The organism is Vibrio sp. 10N.286.51.B11 (assembly GCF_041469245.1).
Classification (GTDB): domain Bacteria; phylum Pseudomonadota; class Gammaproteobacteria; order Enterobacterales; family Vibrionaceae; genus Vibrio; species Vibrio crassostreae_C.
The window spans coordinates 19,632-35,479 of the sequence record NZ_JBFRKI010000012.1 but is presented as its reverse complement, the minus strand read 5'-3'; the positions used below and the strand labels follow the sequence as shown (position 1 = coordinate 35,479).

At 43.5% G+C, this 15,848-nt stretch carries 16 protein-coding genes; 8 read left to right on the top strand and 8 right to left on the bottom strand.

Features of this window, described 5'->3' with window-relative positions:
* Nucleotides 1-25: 25 nt before the first annotated feature.
* Complete coding sequence (locus AB4154_RS07165; RefSeq protein WP_372122600.1) at nucleotides 26-706, top strand: hypothetical protein; 681 nt, start codon at nucleotides 26-28, stop codon at nucleotides 704-706.
* A gap of 132 nt (nucleotides 707-838) precedes the next feature.
* Nucleotides 839-1,039, top strand: coding sequence for a DUF4250 domain-containing protein (locus tag AB4154_RS07160; RefSeq protein WP_004736508.1), 201 nt, complete (start codon nucleotides 839-841; stop codon nucleotides 1,037-1,039).
* 138 nt (nucleotides 1,040-1,177) lie between these two features.
* On the opposite strand, the gene AB4154_RS07155 is transcribed toward AB4154_RS07160, so the two are convergent.
* A complete protein-coding gene (locus AB4154_RS07155) occupies nucleotides 1,178-2,089 on the bottom strand; it encodes a LysR substrate-binding domain-containing protein (protein WP_137001119.1) in 912 nt (303 codons plus the stop codon).
* Nucleotides 2,090-2,369: 280 nt separating this feature from the next.
* On the opposite strand from AB4154_RS07155, the gene metE reads away from it, so the two are divergent.
* Nucleotides 2,370-4,733, top strand: coding sequence for a 5-methyltetrahydropteroyltriglutamate--homocysteine S-methyltransferase (metE, locus tag AB4154_RS07150; RefSeq protein ID WP_372122599.1), 2,364 nt, complete (start codon nucleotides 2,370-2,372; stop codon nucleotides 4,731-4,733).
* 92 nt (nucleotides 4,734-4,825) lie between these two features.
* Here metE and AB4154_RS07145 read toward each other — a convergent pair whose 3' ends face one another.
* The 6 genes from AB4154_RS07145 to AB4154_RS07120 form a co-directional block, all read right to left on the bottom strand.
* Nucleotides 4,826-5,221 (bottom strand): GspS/AspS pilotin family protein, encoded by a 396-nt coding sequence (locus AB4154_RS07145; protein WP_017062026.1) that lies wholly within the window; start codon nucleotides 5,219-5,221, stop codon nucleotides 4,826-4,828.
* A 1-nt stretch (nucleotide 5,222) separates the two neighbouring features.
* A complete protein-coding gene (locus AB4154_RS07140; RefSeq protein WP_004741234.1) occupies nucleotides 5,223-5,519 on the bottom strand; it encodes a YciI family protein in 297 nt (98 codons plus the stop codon).
* Between the two features lie 474 nt (nucleotides 5,520-5,993).
* On the bottom strand, nucleotides 5,994-6,392 hold the full coding sequence (yciA, locus tag AB4154_RS07135) for an acyl-CoA thioester hydrolase YciA (RefSeq protein WP_009846426.1): 399 nt from the start codon (nucleotides 6,390-6,392) through the stop codon (nucleotides 5,994-5,996).
* Between the two features lie 188 nt (nucleotides 6,393-6,580).
* Nucleotides 6,581-7,147: a septation protein A gene (locus AB4154_RS07130; RefSeq protein WP_372110748.1), complete on the bottom strand. Its 567-nt coding sequence runs from the start codon at nucleotides 7,145-7,147 to the stop codon at nucleotides 6,581-6,583.
* A 133-nt stretch (nucleotides 7,148-7,280) separates the two neighbouring features.
* Nucleotides 7,281-7,529 carry a hypothetical protein gene (locus AB4154_RS07125; RefSeq protein WP_017069991.1) on the bottom strand — a complete coding sequence of 83 codons (249 nt, stop codon included), beginning with the start codon at nucleotides 7,527-7,529 and terminating at the stop codon, nucleotides 7,281-7,283.
* Nucleotides 7,530-7,814: 285 nt separating this feature from the next.
* Entirely contained in the window at nucleotides 7,815-8,702 is an 888-nt protein-coding gene (locus tag AB4154_RS07120; RefSeq protein WP_017063534.1) for a LysR substrate-binding domain-containing protein, read from the bottom strand.
* Nucleotides 8,703-8,883: 181 nt separating this feature from the next.
* On the opposite strand from AB4154_RS07120, the gene hisC reads away from it, so the two are divergent.
* From hisC to AB4154_RS07095, 5 genes are all read left to right on the top strand, one after another.
* Nucleotides 8,884-10,026 (top strand): histidinol-phosphate transaminase, encoded by a 1,143-nt coding sequence (gene hisC / locus AB4154_RS07115; RefSeq protein WP_372122597.1) that lies wholly within the window; start codon nucleotides 8,884-8,886, stop codon nucleotides 10,024-10,026.
* Between the two features lie 10 nt (nucleotides 10,027-10,036).
* Nucleotides 10,037-10,810 (top strand): ABC transporter substrate-binding protein, encoded by a 774-nt coding sequence (locus AB4154_RS07110; RefSeq protein ID WP_102398228.1) that lies wholly within the window; start codon nucleotides 10,037-10,039, stop codon nucleotides 10,808-10,810.
* Nucleotides 10,811-11,391: 581 nt separating this feature from the next.
* Nucleotides 11,392-12,351, top strand: coding sequence for a TRAP transporter substrate-binding protein (locus AB4154_RS07105; RefSeq protein ID WP_372122595.1), 960 nt, complete (start codon nucleotides 11,392-11,394; stop codon nucleotides 12,349-12,351).
* A gap of 67 nt (nucleotides 12,352-12,418) precedes the next feature.
* Entirely contained in the window at nucleotides 12,419-12,898 is a 480-nt protein-coding gene (locus AB4154_RS07100; protein ID WP_004736522.1) for a TRAP transporter small permease, read from the top strand.
* 21 nt (nucleotides 12,899-12,919) lie between these two features.
* Nucleotides 12,920-14,227, top strand: coding sequence for a TRAP transporter large permease (locus AB4154_RS07095; RefSeq protein ID WP_372115468.1), 1,308 nt, complete (start codon nucleotides 12,920-12,922; stop codon nucleotides 14,225-14,227).
* A 102-nt stretch (nucleotides 14,228-14,329) separates the two neighbouring features.
* Here AB4154_RS07095 and AB4154_RS07090 read toward each other — a convergent pair whose 3' ends face one another.
* Entirely contained in the window at nucleotides 14,330-15,649 is a 1,320-nt protein-coding gene (locus AB4154_RS07090; protein WP_346393668.1) for a dicarboxylate/amino acid:cation symporter, read from the bottom strand.
* Nucleotides 15,650-15,848 lie beyond the last annotated feature (199 nt).

The following is a 15,848-nucleotide window of genomic DNA, read 5'->3' as shown; positions in this document are numbered from 1 at the left end:
ATAAGTCTGAAGAAGTAGATCCACAATGGTCGAAACGTTATTAGTACAATTTGCTCCGATGCTTTTAGGAGCCCAACTGATCTTAACCCTCATCTTGGTGAAAGGGGATATTTGTCCGGGGCAGCGTGGTCGTATCCACAAGATGTTACCTGCGATTGGCGTGCTGTGGCTTGCCGTTGCCTCAGTAAAAATTGAAGCCTTTCTGGTCGTGTTTGCGATCTTTTATTTCTATTCTCAAGTTCAAACTAAGAAGACACGCGATTCTGGCCCTATTTGGGTGATGTACTTAGCTTGTGGTTTGGCATTGTCTTACGTTGCTATCCAAGCGACGGAACAAGCAACTACCGTTGGTATCATCACTACTGTATTGCTAGTGGCACTGTTAGGCTCAGCGTTTGGCCATTTACTGCTGACGATTGCAAGAACACGCTTACAGGCATTTCACCGTGTTCTGCCTGTTGTTGGTATTTTGACGGGCATGTTGGTGGTTTTGGCAACAGTCGTGAGTGTCTATTCTTTGTCTGAAGCTCAACTAGAACCAGTGATTTCAACGCTACTGTTCAGCTTTGCTTTGCTAATCTCAGCTATCGTGGTGTGGTGTTGGCATCTACTGTTCGTTAAAACCCCGGAAAAACTTCAACTGACGGTTTCGTTACTGATGTTATTGGCTGCGGCTGTGGGTTTAACGCCAGTGTGGGCACTTTAATCGCGCACTTTCATTAATTACGTGCGCTCATTAATCACGCATTCTCTTTAAGAAGTGTGATCAGTTTTTTAGCATGGCCTTGGTAAGCGTTCTAAACTTAATTTTAGTCGGTGTGTTCGTAAGGAGTACGAGATGGATTTAAGCAACGTCAAAGGTTTCGATAGCATTATCTTGCTGGGAATCGTGAATGAGAAACTTCGCCTAGAGTGCGATAGCTTTGAAGAGCTGATCAGTATGTATGAAATGGATATAGAAAGTGTCGTGGGCAAGCTCGATATGCTTGGCTATCAATACGACCCATTGACTAACCAGTTTAAGTCTTATCCAAGATAGTCTATTTTCGCGAATCAACAGATATCGAAAATCATCGATACTGAAACTAAAAAGTCACAGATTATCTGTGACTTTTTTTGTTTCTGGCGTTTGCCTTTCCGATTTAATACAGGCTTAAGCTAGCCAACAATGAATCTCTTAAACAACCTCAATGCCATCTAAGTGACTCTTACTTTGCTGTCTTGCTGTGCTAAAGAAAGCCTGCAGGTAACGTTTGTCTTTTTCTGAGTTTCTTACCGCTGCAAACAGTCTTCTTGAAAGCCCTTTGCCCAACGGCTTGCTGGCTATCAAGCCTTGTCTTGAGAACTCACTGATTGCCCAATTTGGTAATGCCGCGACACCTAATCCTGCCGATACCATTTGCACCAACATCAAGGTATTGTCTGCTTGCTTCCACTTCTTAGGTTCTACACCTGCAGGTTGTAAAAAGTGCTTCACCACATCCAAACGCTGTTTTTGAACTGGATAGGAGAGCATCGTGAGATCGCTAAGATCTTGCGGGTCAATGCTCGCTTGATCTGCCAAAGGCGAGTTGATCGCAGTGATGAGACGCATCTCAAAATCAAAGAGTGGTTCGTAGTGAACCTCAGAGCGAGGCTGTATATCAGAGGTGATCACCAAATCTAGCTCGCCTGCCATTAGCGCGGGTAGCGGCTCAAACCCAAAGCCTGACGAGAAATCTAGCGTTACGCTTGGCCAAGCCACTTGATATTCCTTCAAAGCAGGCATTAACCATTGGAAGCATGAGTGACATTCAATCGCCATGTGCAAACGACCATTCACATCCTCTTTCAGGCTCGCGAGTTCGTTCTCCGCTTTAGCTATTCTTGGCTGTATCTCATCGGCAAGCCTAAGCAAAATCTCACCTTCAGAGGTGAACTTAACTGGTCTAGTTTTACGTAGGAAAAGCTGACCACCGATACGCGCCTCAAGGTCTTTCAGTTGGTGAGAAAGCGCCGACTGCGTCAAATGAAGAGAGGTTGCAGTGGCAGTTAGTGAGCCGCTGTCTCTTAAGGTAGTCAATGTTCGAAGGTGTTTAAGCTCTATCATGAGTTTTCCTCATATTCCCTAAGCCAATTCAATATTTCTTAATAATCACCCTACGGGGTTTTCCTTCATTTGTAAACGTCTAGATGTCCAGATGGATTTAATTTTTCAGCTTTAGATTATTCAAGATGAATATTTTTAATAAACAAGATGAATATTTGGACGTTGTTCATCGTTCAGATTAGGGAGATAGTTTAGCCATCTAGACGCCTTGCAAAGAACTTAAACCATAAGCTAGGCAGTTTGATCGAACACTAAAAATTATTGAATAAGGAACAGGTTCATGACTACGACAACGCATATTTTAGGCTACCCACGTATCGGCGAAAAACGCGAACTCAAATTCACTTTAGAAAAATACTGGCGCGGTGAGATTAACCAATCAGATTTAAAGCAACTCGGTAGCGAACTAAGAAATCGTAACTGGAATGTACAAGCTAAGGCGAATCTAAGCTTTGCAACTGCGGGTGACTTCGCATGGTACGACCATGTTCTAACAACGACGTTACTTCTAGGTCATGTACCTGAGCGTCACGCTGGTGGATCAGAAGGTGAAAAAGCCTTCCCAGATTTAGATACCTTGTTCCGCGTTGGTCGCGGTCAATCTCAAACTCAAATACAATCTCAAAGGCAGCCAACTTGTTGTGGCGCTAAGCACGGCTCTGAAAGCGCTAAAGATGGTGCAGCAGCATCAGATATGACGAAGTGGTTCAACACTAACTATCACTACATTGTTCCTGAGTTCAGTAAAGACGACACCTTTGAAGTGAGTTGGCCACAACTGTTTGATGAAGTGAGTGAAGCGATTAAAGCGGGGCATAAGGTGAAGCCAGTTCTTCTAGCCCCATTATCTTATTTATATCTCGGCAAGGAAGTAGAAGAGGGCTTTGACCGTTTAACTTTGCTTCCACGCTTGCTTACCGCTTACCAAGCGATTCTGGCAAAACTGGCCAAGTTGGGCGTTGAGTGGGTACAAATCGATGAACCTATCCTTTCTCTGGAACTTGAGACTAAGTGGGCAGATTCATTCAAATTGGCTTATCAGGTGATTCAAGGTGATGTGAAGCTACTCCTTACCACGTACTTTGATTCTGTGACTGACACGTTAGATAAAATCATGGAACTGCCCGTCAACGGCTTACACATCGATTTGGCTGCCGCACCCCAGCAACTCGATGAAGTGGTGAACAAGCTACCTGAAGATTGGGTGCTTTCTGCAGGAGCAATCAACGGACGCAATGTTTGGCGAGCAGACTTAGCCGCGCAGCTTGAGTTGCTGCAACCTGTGAAAGACAAGCTAGGCGATAAACTATGGGTCGCAAGTTCATGTTCATTGCTGCATAGCCCAGTCGACCTTGAGTTAGAAGAGACGCTTAGCGAAGAAGTGAAGAGTTGGTTTGCCTTTGCAAAACAGAAAGTCACTGAGGTGAGCTTATTGGGTGCGGCGTTAGACGGCGACCAAAATGCCATTTTAGCGTGTGAGACGTATAGCCACCCGATTGTTGCACGCAAGAGTGCAACTCATGTGAATAAGCCGCAAGTTCAAGCTCGTATTAACACGATAACTAAAGCGCTAGCAGAGCGCACAGCTCCATACGCAGAACGTGCCGCGCACCAGTCTGAGGTGTTAGGCTTACCGCTGTTACCAACCACAACCATTGGTTCATTCCCACAGACAGGCGAGATCCGTGTTCAACGTAGCGCTTACCGCACTGGCAAACTGAGTGAAGCGGAATATAACACTGCATTGAAAGGCCATATTGCGGATGCCGTTAAACGTCAAGAAGCACTGGATTTGGATGTGCTTGTTCATGGCGAAGCTGAACGTAACGACATGGTGGAGTACTTTGCAGAAAACCTAGCAGGCTTTCAAACCACTAAGTTTGGTTGGGTACAAAGCTATGGCTCACGCTGCGTGAAGCCGGCGATTGTGGTCGCGGATATAGAGCGTGAGAAGCCGATGACCGTAGAATGGTCGACCTATGCCCAATCTCTGACCTCGAAGCAGATGAAAGGGATGCTGACAGGCCCAGTCACTATCTTATGTTGGACATTCCCACGTGAAGACATTTCACGCAAAGAGATCACTAATCAATTGGCATTTGCGCTGCGAGATGAAGTGTCTGATTTGCAAGACGCGGGCATCAACATTATCCAAATCGATGAACCAGCGATTCGTGAAGGTCTGCCATTGAAAAAGCGCGACCACGCAGAATACCTAGAGTGGGCGGTCGATGCCTTTAAGATCTCAGCGGCAAGTGCTAAACCAGAAACTCAGATTCATACCCACATGTGTTACAGCGAGTTCAACGAGATCATTGATTCAGTAGCCGCGCTAGATGCCGATGTGATTACCATTGAGACTTCTCGCTCGAACATGGAACTGCTGAAAGCATTTGAAGAGTTCAACTACCCGAATGCGATTGGACCTGGCGTTTATGACATTCACTCACCAAACATCCCGTCAGAAGAGTGGATTGTTGATTTACTTAAGAAAGCGGCAGAGAAAATTCCAGCGGAACGTTTGTGGGCAAACCCTGATTGTGGGCTGAAGACACGGAACTGGGCAGAGACGGAAGCGGCGCTGACTAACTTAGTTTCGGCAACTAAAGCACTGCGTAAAGAGTGGGAATCAACCGAGGCATAATTCAGCTTAGGATTTTGATTGCTTCATAAAACAAAGGCCTCGCATTTGCGAGGCCTTCTGGTTTTATACTTGTTCGAATCTCGAGCTAGAATTTAGCTGCTGCTCTGACACGTCTCTTTGCTGATCAACTTCTCAACCATCAGTTGTCCGCGAGTGTTGCGAATCTTGATGTTGTAAGCCAAGCCCATATCAAGGTTTGCTCTCACTTCAGAGTTGGTGCAGTAGCTATTCACACTCATGTCTACAACTTGGTTTAAAGGCTTAGCACCTTTTGCATCTTGGTTGTAGATCATCATGATTTCGATAACCGTGTTTTTTGCTAGCACGCGCATGACCGACAGTGGGCCATACTCAATCGGCAGGCCTGCAGATAAAACGCCAGCTCGGTGCTGCGCCATCATCTCTAGCTGTCTTTGTTCGTCTTGCTCACTTGAAGCACAGCCTGCAAGCAGAGCTAAAGCCAGTGAGCCAATAATCCATTTTTTCACGTTAAAATACTTTCTTGAATGGTTTTACAATCACATTTTGGTAAACGCCAGCATCAATGTACGGGTCAGCGTCTGCCCATGCTTGTGCATCTTCCAAAGAGTTAAATTCAGCAATCACAGTTGAACCTGTAAAGCCTGCTTCGCCAGGGTTATCTGAATCAATCGCTGGCATTGGACCTGCTGTTAACAGTCGGCCTTCATCGTGAAGTGTTTGTAGGCGTTCTAGATGTTGTGGGCGAACACTTAGGCGTTTTTCTAATGAATTTTCGACGTCTTGAGAAAAAATCACGTACCACATATTGAGATATCCTTATTTTACTTCACTAAATTTGGGGCGTTTAAATTCGCTATCTTGCTAATTTACGCGAACTAATTGGTATTGGAAGGGCTAATGATAAGAAATTGTGAATTGGTGCGAGAGAGTTGTATGGTCGTTAGGGCGTGTTGACCTTTCGTGGTTAAATTTTGTTCGGGTGGGGACGCCTAGTCAAAAGCGTTTTAATCGCGGCGAGGGGGAAGTAGCCTAGTCATTCTAAGCAAATCTCCCTCAACAAAGAGTAAAACGCTTTTAGCTGAACCCTTCGGGCAGCGTTTGCTGGTCATTTCTACTACGTTATCGGCTTCTTATGGAGGCTAGCTACACATCAAAGCCTCTGCCTTGTATAAATACCCAGCAATTCGCTGCAAAAGTCAGCTCGAAAGGTCAATACGCCCTAGTAATTTCATTTATAAAAACTAAAGACCATCGGTGCCACACGCTTAATAAAAGGTGTTATTTGTTGATAGAGCGAGGCTTGCCACTTTCATCAACTGCCACGTAATTGAACGTCGCGCCACACACCTTGTAACGGTCGCCGATGCCGTGATCAAGTACAGGCTTAACCCATACTTCTAGGTCGATATTCATCGAGCTACGACCAATTTTAGTACAGTCACCATAAACGCACACCACATCACCTACTGAAACCGGCTGTTTGAACTCGATACTCGATACTGAAACGGTGACTATTTTGCCGTTAGAGATCTCTTTTGCCAGTATGCCGCCAGCAAGGTCAAGCTGTGACATTATCCAACCACCGAAAATCTGGCCTGCTGCATTTGTATCAGAAGGCATCGCTAATGTGCGAAGAAGTAAAGAACCAATCGGGTTCAAAGTTGATTGAATAGTCATTGTCGTACTCTTAATGGTATTGATTGTTTTATATAAAAATAGATGTGTTTACGAGACTCGTGGTGGTCTAATTTTTAACGTCTTCACCGAACACAAATAATCAGCGGCCAATGATCACGAGTATCATTGGCCAATCGCATATTGATAATAATTGTATCAAATAGGGTATGAGGACTCATCCCTAAGGGCTATTTCTCGTCGGTATTTTTATCCGTTAACTCTTTCTGCTGGTCTTTTGGTAGATGCTTATAGATATAAACACCAGTGAGCAAGGTGAAGAGCAAGGTCGCGATGAGTAGACCAAACACTTTGAAGTTGACCCAAACATCCAACGGTAGGCTGAAAGCAACGTAAACGTTGAGAACGGCACATAGGGTAAAGAACAGCGTCCATGCCCAGTTGATCTTGCCCCATACCGAATCAGGCAGTGTGATCTCTTTGCCTAACATACCTTTAATCGCTGATTTGCCCATGATGTGACTGACCGTCAGGCCAATCGCAAACAGTGCGTAAACGATGGTGACTTTCCATTTAATGAAGTTGTCGTCGTGCAAGAAGATGGTCATGCCACCAAATACGGCAACCATTAGAAAGGTGATGACCTGCATTTTTTCGACTTTCTTGTAGATGAGATAAGTCAAAATAATTTGAACTGCAGAGGCAACGATCAAAGCGCCGGTCGCGGTATAGATGTCGTACATCTTATAAAGCGCAAAGAAAATAATGAGAGGAATGAAATCAAGAATTTGTTTCATGAGACACTGACTATCCAGTTAGTTGAGTTGCTGACAGTCTAACGAAAACTGTCTCGATGCTAAATAGCTCGAGACAATTGGGTGCCAATTAATTCAATCTAACCACTCATCGTGTTTAAAGAGTTGAAGCAGGTTATCGCATTGACGAGGTTTGATAGCGAGGTATCAGCTTTTTGATATCTTCAAGGTAACCTTCGCTCTTTAAGCTGTCTAAGGTGTTTTCGAGCTCTTGCTCACTCATGGCAAAACATGTCGATTTACCGGTCGTTAAGTCGAGATACTCGTGATATTCACGCTCTGTGAAGTGGCCAATTCTGTCCATTAATAGGGTTTTAATTCCATGGTGAATCAAGCCGTAATACGTATGTCTTTGTAAGGTCATAGCCTATCCTCCGTGACAAGCTGCAGTGAAACTGGTGCAACCTGCTGTATATTGGTTGGGTTATCTATGACAAAGCAACTCGAATGCCATTTTCTCCAACGGAACAGAATAAATTCCCGGCTAAATAGAATTGAACTTCTTTTCAAATAGTTAAAGGAAGGTACGTTCTATTCTCTGACAATCAATACGAAACAGACATCAAATAGTTTCATTTTGAGAACGGAAAAATTCTCATTATGACGCTCTCCTGCTGCTTATAAAGAGGCCTACCAACAATGATTGCCGCTAATCGACGAGCCAATCAACAAGCGTAGATAAGGATGTATTTTGTCGATTCTTGGGTTGCAGCAAGAAGTAACCATTTCCAGAGAAAACACTGCCTTCACTCACTTTTACCAATCTACCTAAATCAATATCTTGCTTGGCCAGTGTGATGTCGCCTATGGCAATGCCAAACCCTTGAATGGCGGCGTTCATAGCTTGATCGAGTGTCGCGAATTGTTGGTTGTTCTTGCTTGAAAGGTCGTGGCTGCCTATGTGCTCTAACCAAAGTCGCCAATCACTTTGCTCATTGTTGGCGTGTAGCCAAGTGTATTGGGCAAGCTTGTGTGGCTTGATGATGGTCGATGCGTCGTCGACAAGATGGCTCTGTGTAATGCTTTGTGCTTGGCAAACGGGCGCTAGCTGCTCGTTAAACAATAATTGGCTGATAATCGATTGTTGATTTGGCTTCTTACCATAGGTAATTACGGCGTCAAACGGATCAAAGCTTGGTTCGAAGACGTGCTTGATGGTCGACGTCAGTTCGACATCAATTTCAGGATAGGCTTGCTGAAAAGACATCAACTTAGGTAGTAGCCAAGAGGTAATACAGCTCGGTGCGTTGAGTTTGATCTTAGACGGAGAGCTAGCCACTTGATTTAGAGCCGATTGCAGCTGATGAATCGTTCCTTGTATCAGGGGAACCAGTTCTTCTCCTTTCGGCGTTAAAGACAATCCGCGAGCATGGCGATAGAAGAGATCACAGCCAAGGCTTTCTTCAAACGACAATACCTGACGACTCACTGCACCTTGCGTAACATTGAGCTCATGTGCCGCGCGTGTAAAGTTGAGGTGCCTTGCCGTAGACAAAAACGCGAGCAAGGTTTTGGTTGAAGGAAGTGTGCGATTCATATCTTTACCTATGACTTTTTATCATGGCTATTATGTGATTATTTCGATTCATTTATCAATAGTGTTCTGTTTGAATGTAAATACTTAATCATCATTTGTGATTCAATATGTGTATAAGTCACATTTTTTGAATATGAAGGCAATGATGAAGACATTGTGATTTTGTGAAAGGGATAGCTTCTTGACATCTTTTATTGATAGCTTAGTGCCTCAGGCTGTAAAAAAATTAATACCTTATCAATCGGCAAGAAGAATTGGTGGTGATGGACGTGTCTGGCTAAACGCCAATGAATTGGAAAGCTCGCTGTTTCAAGGAGAAGCAAGTCACAACCGATACCCAGACTTCTTACCACAAGATATTGCTAAGGCTTATCAAGATTACTGTAGTACCGATGCCGCGACTGTGGCTGTTCGTGGTGCAGATGAAGCGATTGATTTGCTGATCAGAACATTCTGTAAACCGGCGTGCGACAACATACTTATCTGCTCTCCAACGTATGCGATGTATGAGTTTTGCGCTGATGCATTGGCGATTAATACCTTGGACTCTCCATTGCAGGAAGACTTTAGCCTGAACGTCGCTGATATTGTGAATAAGGCAAAACTGGCGAATATCGTGTTTCTTTGCTCACCAAACAATCCAACGGGCAATGTGATTCCTAAATTGGATTTGATTCAGGTACTGGAAGGCACGACTGGAAAATCTCTAGTGGTCGTCGATGAAGCGTATATCGAATTTGAACCACAAACGTCAGCCGTTAGCCTTATTGAGCGTTATCCGCACTTGGTTGTGATTCGCACTTTGTCTAAGGCATTTGGACTGGCTGCAGTTCGTTGTGGTTTTATCTTAGCGAGTCAAAATGTGATGCAGTATGTCGCGAAGCTGATTCCACCTTATCCGATGCCAGATTGCTCATCTCAAATTGTATTAGACGCGTTGTCTGATGAACGAGTCTCAGTGATGCAAGATGCGACGCAGAATCTGGTTGAGCTGCGTAACTGGTTTGCTTGTGAGTTAACGCAGTTTGATTTCATCGAGTCTGTTTACCCTTCATCGACAAACTTCATTTTGCTGCGTCAAAAAGCTGGGCATCAAGTGTTCAGTGTCTTGGCGAAGGACGGCATTGTGACAAGGAACCAAAACCATGAACCGGCTTTGCGTAACTGTGTTCGAATCAGTATTGGTAGCCAAGAGAGCATGCTAGAAGTGATAACGTCACTAACACGTTACCAAACCGAATTAGAACAGAGTCAACAAGGCAAACACATTCAACAAGCTCAACATAAAGAAACTCAATCTCAACTCGATAAAGATCATATCTAGGATGGCAATGATGAAAAAGATAATACTAGGACTCGCTTGTGCGGTCGCTTTACTTGGTACAACGGTACAGGCGAAAGAAATCCGTTTGGCGTCGGACTTTACGTATCCGCCATTCAACTATAAAAACAGCGACGGTGTGCCTGTCGGGTTTGATATTGAGATAGCTGATGCTTTGTGTGAGCAAGCTAAACTCGATTGTACTTGGGTTTCACAAAGCTGGGACTCGCTAATTCCAAGTTTGTTGGCAAGAAAGTCAGATGTGATCATGGCGTCAATGCGTATCACCGAAGAGCGTAAGCGTAAGATCTTGTTTACTGATAAGTACTACCAAACACCAGCCGTATTTGTTGCTGCTAAAAGCGCTGAGTTCAGCGTCGATCAGGCAGGCTTAGCGGGCAAAACCATAGGTGTTCAGCAAGGTACGATTCACGATCGCTACGTAACCGACAAGTTTGGCAATGTTGCCAACATTAAGCGTTACACAGGGCAAGATGAAGTTTATCTGGATCTGCAAAATGGTCGTCTAGATCTAACCTTTGGCAACTCGGATCAACTGTCATTAGCTTTCTTAGATAAAAAAGAAGGTGAGGGCTTTGAATTTAAAGGTAAAGCAGTAACCGACAAAGCCTACATTGGCGAGGGTACGGCGTTAGCACTAAGAAAGCAGGATTCAAAACTGGCGAAACAATTCAATGCCGCGATTGAAGAGATCAGAGCGAACGGTACTTACGACAAGATCGCCGCTAAGTACTTTACGTTTGATATCTATGGCGCTGATTTGTAATTCGTCTAACGCCTAAAAATTAGAACACCAAAAACAAAAATCCGAGGGCTGTGAGGCTCTCGGATTTTTGTTACAAATAATTCATCCTCTCAAGCTTCTCTCTATTGCCTTTATCTATTCTTGTTACCTAAATTCAGCCGAAAACCTTGCCTTCATCACCTCACAAAGCACTGTTCACGACTCGCGTTTTAGAACGAGGAGACCTTCTTTGTCGTGCTCCATAACTGAATTTAATGTCTTAAAATAACATAAATACATCGGTAATTTTTTGCTAAGAGATTGTTCTAAAAGCAGTTGAAAGTAATCGAAATTCCCAAAAAATCCGAAGTTAGACTGCTTAATGGTCTAATTAGTCCCAAATATGATTGGTATCACAATCAATTAGGTTCTCAGGCCAATAGATAAACCTTAGTTCACAAAATGTACATATAGTATTGTAATACAAAATTCATAGAGGTAAGAATATTGTAATGAAACGTTACTGCTATGAGCGATGTGCAATAGAACGTTAGATTTCAAACTTAGCTATAGCGTTGCATATAAAAACTGTACCTCTTACAAAATGGATTCTGGAGAAGAACATGAAAAAACACCTACTGACGATTGCAGCGGCTTCAATTCTTATGGCATTTGGCGCTCAAGCAAAAACTTTGACGTTAGGGCATGCAATGTCATTAGAAAGCGCAGCTCACCAAGGCATGGTGATCATGGCTGATAAAGTTAAAGAAAAATCGAATGGTGAACTTACGATTAAGATCTTTCCAAACGGTCAATTAGGCTCTGAACGTGACCAAGCGGAGCAAGTTGTTACTGGCGCGATTGATATGGCCAAAATCAATGGTGGGTTAGCCGAATCTTTTGAACCAACGTTTAAGGTTAATGCACTGCCTTTCTTATTCCGTGACGTTCCACATATGAGAACGTTCATGCGAAGTGAAGCTGCACAAGAGATGTTGCTTTCAAGTGAAGGTAAAGGCTTCATCGGTCTTACATTCTATGACTCAGGCACACGTAGCTTCTACGCTAAAAAAGCCATTAACTCACCGGCTGATCTCGCTGGTATGAAAGTTCGAGTTCCGGGTTCTCCAACCATGATGGAAATGGTTAACCTATTAGGTGGTAAAGCAACGCCTGTACCTTTCAATGAGGTATACACGGCGCTGCAACAAGGCGTAATTGACGGTGCTGAAAATAATATTTCTAGCTTAGTTGAAATGAAACACAGCGAAGTTGCCAAATTTTACTCTATGGACCAGCACATGATGACACCTGACGTGATCATCATTTCAGAATACAAATGGGGTTCATTAACGGCAGAAGAGCAAAAGATCTTAAAAGAAGCTGCTGCTGAGTCTCTTGAAGAGCAGATCAAAATCTGGGATGCAACAGATGACATGAACAAAGAGAAAGGAGTGAAAGAAGGTGTCACGTTTGTTGAAGTTGATAAAGCCCCTTTCCGTGCAGCTGTTAAACCTATGATTGATGAGGCGAAAAAAGATCCAAAACTAGCTCCATTCATTGAAAAAATTGAAGCTCTTTAATCAGTCTTAGTGAAAATATAATTTTGCCTTGGCTTTGCTAAGGCAAAATTTTTTGAGGTATCACACCATGTTAGCAACTTTCAGAAACCTACTTGATAGGCTGATTCTTTTTGTCTCTTCTTTTGCACTAATGTTACTTGTCGTTACTGTCACTTGGCAGGTCTTTAGTCGTTATGTTTTGAATGATCCAAGTAACTGGACTGATGAACTTGCTCGTTATGCGATGGTATGGCTTGGCTTATTAGGAGCAAGCTACTTATTCGGTATCAAAGGACACTTAGCAATAACGTTATTGGATGGTTATCTTAAGGGTAAAGCACATATCGCATTACATGTACTCATCAATATCATTTCTGGCGCATTTGTATTTCTAGCAATGCTTCAAGGTGGCATCGCCCTAATGGGAAGAACCACACAACAACTCTCTCCAGCACTGCAATTACCGATGTCGACGGTGTATTCAATATTGCCGATTTCAGCCGTTATTATCCTCATTTATTTGGTCATGAATACGTTTGATCTTTTTTGTGAACCCAACAAAAAATAAGTTTTAAAAGGACTCTATATTATGGATTTGTCCATTGGTGTTTGGCTGCTAGGCCTATTCTTATTCATGATCGCGATAAGCATGCCGATTGCGATTGCAATTGCCATGTCATCTTTAACCATCATGTATTTCATCTTACCGTTTGAAGTCGCCAGTATTACTGCGGGTCAAAAAATCATTACCGGTATTGATAGTTTCAGTTTATTAGCCATCCCTTTCTTTATCCTCGCGGGGAATATAATGAATGTAGGTGGCATCGCGAGTCGACTCATCAACCTTGCAAAGCTCTTGGTTGGTTGGATCCCGGGCTCACTTTTTCACGTGAACATCTTCGCCAATATGATGTTTGGCGCCGTTTCAGGATCAGCCGTTGCAGCAGCAGCTGCGGTTGGTAAAACCTTAGGCCCAGAATTAGAAAAAGATGGTTATGATAAAAACTTAGCAACAGCAGTAAACGTTGCATCTTGCCCGGCAGGCTTATTAATACCGCCGAGTAATTCACTGATCGTATTTTCAGTGGTATCGGGTGGAACATCCGTTGCGGCGTTGTTTATCGCAGGGTATGTCCCAGGTATTCTAATGGGCTTAAGTTGTATGGTCGTCGCCTATTTCATCGCTAAAAAGAAGGGCTACAAAACAAGTGCGAATGACGGCTTCACAACGAAAGATGTGCTGAATATTGTTTGGCAAGCAACACCAAGCTTAGGGCTTATTGTTGTTGTTATTGGCGGTATTATTGGTGGTATATTCACTGCAACAGAAGGGGCATGTATAGCGGTTCTATACTCTTTTATACTGTCACTCTGTTACCGAACCCTCAAATGGGCACACTTTCCGATAATTTTTAGAGAAACGGTTCAGGTTACTGGCATTATGCTGTTCTTGATTGGTGCTTCTACCATTATGTCATGGGCAATGGCGTTTACCGGTCTACCAACCATGATCAGTGATTGGATGCTCTCTATTTCAGACAATCCAATTATCATCTTTATTCTGATGAACCTGATTCTACTGATTGTGGGTATGTTTATGGACCTTACGCCAGCCGTATTGATCTTTACCCCTATCTTTATGCCGATTGCTGAGCATTTAGGCATGCATCCAATTCACTTCGCGATGATGATTATCTTCAACTTATGTATTGGCATTGCAACGCCACCCGTTGGTACGGCGCTATTTGTGGGTTGTAGTGTCAGTGGCTCTAAGATTGAAAACGTTATAAGAAGTATCATGCCGTTTTGTGCCGTATTGATCGTCACACTGTTGGCCATTACTTTTATTCCTGAAATTAGTTTGGCTCTGCCTCGTGCGTTTGGACTCATCAATTAGCCTGACAAGGGTAAGATTTACCGAATCAATATCGATCATTACCTAATAAAAAAACCGCCTCATGAAGGCGGTTTTATTTATCAATCAAACTGAAGCTTAATATTACGCTTGCTGTTTTTGTAGCTCAGCTTCTTTCGCTTCGTCTTCGATTAGAGAATCAACGATGACTGCACATGCTGCATCACCAGTGATGTTTAGAGCAGTACGGATCATGTCGAAGATACGGTCTAGAGCGAACAACAGAGGTAGACCTTCAATAGGGATACCAGCTGCTAGAAGAACCGCAACCACTAGGAAAGAAGGACCTGGAACACCTGCTTGACCAACTGCGCCTAGAGTCGACGTTACGATGATAGCAATGTAAGCGCCCATAGACAGGTCGATGTTGAACAGCTGTGCGAAGAAGATAGCAACTAGGCCGTAGTAAATTGCGTTACCAGACATGTTGATCGTCGCACCAAGTGGCAGAACGAATGAAGCCGTAGAGTTACGAACGCCAAGTTCTTTCTCTACCGTTTCCATTGTTACTGGCAGTGTCGCCATTGAAGAGGCTGTTGATAGTGCAACCGCTTGAGGCTTCTTCATTGCCACTAGGAACTTCTTAGCAGAAGTCTTAGTGAAGATTTGAATCATTAGCGGGTAAGCAACAAAGCCGAAGATCAGAATCGCAGCGATGTAGACAACGAACAGTTTGAACACAACCATAAGTGCGCCAAAGCCGAATGTACCCACAGCTTCTGCCATTAGGCCGAATACGCCAAGTGGTGCAATGATCATAACCTTGTTGATCATCCAAACCATAGCGTCAACAATCGCGTTTACGCCATTGATGATAGGGTCACGTTTCTCTTTCGCTTGTTTAGAAATCGCAATACCGAAGAATAAGCAGAAAACTAGAATTTGCAGAATGTTTGCTTCATTCAGTGATTGGAAAACGTTGGTCGGGATCATGCCTGTGATGGTTGCCCAGAACGTTGGAAGTTCACCTTTCGCAGCGTATTCAGAAGAGAACATGCCTTCAACGCCAGAAACATCGATACCACGACCTGGTTCGAATATTTCACCCATTACTAGCGCTAGTGCTACAGCAAGTGCAGACGTTAGTGCAAAGTAACCTAGAGTGGTCACGCCCACTTTACCTGCTGATGAGCTGTTGCCTAGACCAGCAGCACCTGAAATTAGGGCAACCGCGACTAGAGGGATAACCAGCATCTTGATCAAATTGATGAAGATAGCACCCAGTGGAGCGAACATAGTTGCGCTGTCACCCATCATCGCACCGACTAGGGTACCGATGATCATTGCAATAACGACTTGAACGCCGATGTTGCTTAGTAAACTCTTTTCTTTTAACACTTCCATAACCTCTGTGCTACTAAATATAAAAATCCCAGAACTACTCACCAATGTACGATGTACCATTGGATTAATATTTCGCGAGAAGTTTTACACGTATCTTTTACATTTATCAATATGAGCAGAGATGAAAGAACACCAAAAAGCAGTAATCAAATGTCATTTGATGATTTTTCACACTAAAGCAAACGTTTGCTTTTTGATTTGTCATTATTTTTATAAATGGTGGTGATGTTTTGGTGGGGTATTATAGGTGTGCTACAGG

Excerpts from the sequence above, each read along its gene's own strand:
- AB4154_RS07165 (WP_372122600.1), top strand. The coding sequence starts at position 26 with ATGGTCGAAACGTTATTAGTACAATTTGCTCCGATGCTTTTAGGAGCC.
- AB4154_RS07160 (WP_004736508.1), top strand. The coding sequence starts at position 839 with ATGGATTTAAGCAACGTCAAAGGTTTCGATAGCATTATCTTGCTGGGA.
- AB4154_RS07155 (WP_137001119.1), bottom strand. The coding sequence starts at position 2,089 with ATGATAGAGCTTAAACACCTTCGAACATTGACTACCTTAAGAGACAGC.
- metE (WP_372122599.1), top strand. The coding sequence starts at position 2,370 with ATGACTACGACAACGCATATTTTAGGCTACCCACGTATCGGCGAAAAA.
- AB4154_RS07140 (WP_004741234.1), bottom strand. The coding sequence starts at position 5,519 with ATGTGGTACGTGATTTTTTCTCAAGACGTCGAAAATTCATTAGAAAAA.
- yciA (WP_009846426.1), bottom strand. The coding sequence starts at position 6,392 with ATGACTATTCAATCAACTTTGAACCCGATTGGTTCTTTACTTCTTCGC.
- AB4154_RS07130 (WP_372110748.1), bottom strand. The coding sequence starts at position 7,147 with ATGAAACAAATTCTTGATTTCATTCCTCTCATTATTTTCTTTGCGCTT.
- AB4154_RS07125 (WP_017069991.1), bottom strand. The coding sequence starts at position 7,529 with ATGACCTTACAAAGACATACGTATTACGGCTTGATTCACCATGGAATT.
- AB4154_RS07120 (WP_017063534.1), bottom strand. The coding sequence starts at position 8,702 with ATGAATCGCACACTTCCTTCAACCAAAACCTTGCTCGCGTTTTTGTCT.
- AB4154_RS07110 (WP_102398228.1), top strand. The coding sequence starts at position 10,037 with ATGAAAAAGATAATACTAGGACTCGCTTGTGCGGTCGCTTTACTTGGT.
- AB4154_RS07105 (WP_372122595.1), top strand. The coding sequence starts at position 11,392 with ATGAAAAAACACCTACTGACGATTGCAGCGGCTTCAATTCTTATGGCA.
- AB4154_RS07100 (WP_004736522.1), top strand. The coding sequence starts at position 12,419 with ATGTTAGCAACTTTCAGAAACCTACTTGATAGGCTGATTCTTTTTGTC.
- AB4154_RS07095 (WP_372115468.1), top strand. The coding sequence starts at position 12,920 with ATGGATTTGTCCATTGGTGTTTGGCTGCTAGGCCTATTCTTATTCATG.
- AB4154_RS07090 (WP_346393668.1), bottom strand. The coding sequence starts at position 15,649 with ATGGTACATCGTACATTGGTGAGTAGTTCTGGGATTTTTATATTTAGT.